The organism is Geminocystis sp. CENA526, from assembly GCF_050753365.1.
GTDB lineage: Bacteria > Cyanobacteriota > Cyanobacteriia > Cyanobacteriales > Cyanobacteriaceae > Geminocystis.
This window is the reverse complement of sequence record NZ_JBLZFY010000248.1, coordinates 1-1,718: the sequence shown is the minus strand read 5'-3', so window position 1 is coordinate 1,718 and position 1,718 is coordinate 1. Positions and strand designations below refer to the sequence as shown.

The following is a 1,718-nucleotide window of genomic DNA, read 5'->3' as shown; positions in this document are numbered from 1 at the left end:
CCTACGAGAAAGGATATAAAATAATAGAATGAAATATTTTATCGCACATTTTAGGAAAGTTAAGAAGGTTTTTGTTGATTAAATTCGAGGGTAATAAATCCTAATTTTCTTTTATCTCGATCGAACACTTTATGCTTTAATATTTTCATCCCTTTAACTTGGGCATATTCTGTGTCATATTCCATGATAATTTGATTATTTTCGATGTAGATTTTAGCAGTGATAGGATAATATCCTTGGGATTGAGGTAAGTAAATATGAGCATTTTTTGCACAACCTAAAAGAATGGGTTTTTCTCCTAGTGAAATAGTTGTTTTTTCTCGATCGTTCCAATATACAATTAACGAGTGTGCTTGAGATATTTGTTCAATTAAGGCTATCATTAAACCCAGAAAAAAACCGAGAATTGTTGTGCCGACTAAGCGCCCTATTATAGCAGTAGAATATTGAGTAATCAGGATAAAGACGATCGAACCTAGAATACCACCGATTAAACCACCAATCAAACCTCGTGATAACTTTAAATTGGGTACAAAAAAAGCCATGCCTCCCCCTACCAAAGCGCCTAAGATACCCCAACCAATTAAACGGGGAATGAGAGGAGAAAACCCCATATTTGCCAAAGGAGTAAAAATTAATTGCCCAATACTACCAGCGACAATTCCAGCACATAAACTACTAATTAAACCGAGAATTGCTTCTTGGGGAGACAGTAAACGACGATGTAAATAATGATTTTGCCCAATTATCAAAGCAAAAGATACCCCTAGAGAAATAAAAGCAGTCCAAATGCCGATGCGTAAAGTACCATAAATTAAATTATAATTGCCAGATTCCCCCGATTCTATTAATTGTTGACTATAAATCAACTTTTCTGCTTCTTGGAAAGCTAAATCAAAATTGCCACTATTGGCAAAAAAAACCTTATTCTCATCCCCCGTTAACTCCATCAAAAACTCGGTATCCGCATCCCCCGTAGCAATGGCAATTAAATTCATCCCCTCATTTCTAATCATTTGTGCTTCCTCGATGGTTTTGTGAGGAGATTCGGCAATACCATCCGTAAACAGCAACAAATTTTTACTAAGACTGCTATTACTCAATTCTAACCTTCCAGCTTCCAAACCTCGATCGATTCTTGTGCCTCCCCCATCATCCACAGATTCGATCGCGCTTTCAATTTGCCTTAAATTAGAGGTAAGAGGGGAAGTAATATGAACATCAGTACCAAAACCGATAACAGCAATTTGATCTTGATTTTTGTTAGTTTGCGCAATACTAACATTTTGACGCTTAACAAAATCAATAGCGGTAGTTTTCACCTCCTCCAACTTACCATAATCCATACTGCCCGAAGCATCAATTAACAAAACAACCGCTTGGGGTTGCCTAACGGCAGTCGGCGGTAAAGTAGTCAAAAATAAAAACAATTCTCCTAGCAATAAAGAGGCAATTAAACAACCTAACCCACCATAAAAGCCAAATAACAAAGGTTTTCCTAACTTTCTTCGCCAATGTCTCAATATTTCCATGAAAATAAACCCTGCCAATAATTAGAATAAAAATAAAATTTGTCGTGATGAATTTACTCATCTTCTAAGGCTTAAAAGCGTTACTACTAACGAAAATTAAAATAAAAAATCACAAATTATGCCCCATTTGAGCTAACTTTTTATATAATAAATTTATCAACCATATATTCTATGTTAAGCTATGAC

1 protein-coding gene is annotated in these 1,718 nt (G+C 35.4%); it reads right to left on the bottom strand.

What is annotated here, in order from left to right; genetic code table 11:
• Positions 1-59 precede the first annotated feature (59 nt).
• Positions 60-1,532, bottom strand: a complete 1,473-nt coding sequence (locus ACN4EE_RS23120) for a vWA domain-containing protein (RefSeq protein ID WP_431708861.1) — start codon at positions 1,530-1,532, stop codon at positions 60-62.
• Positions 1,533-1,718: the final 186 nt, after the last annotated feature.

Excerpts from the sequence above, each read along its gene's own strand:
- ACN4EE_RS23120 (WP_431708861.1), bottom strand. The coding sequence starts at position 1,532 with ATGGAAATATTGAGACATTGGCGAAGAAAGTTAGGAAAACCTTTGTTA.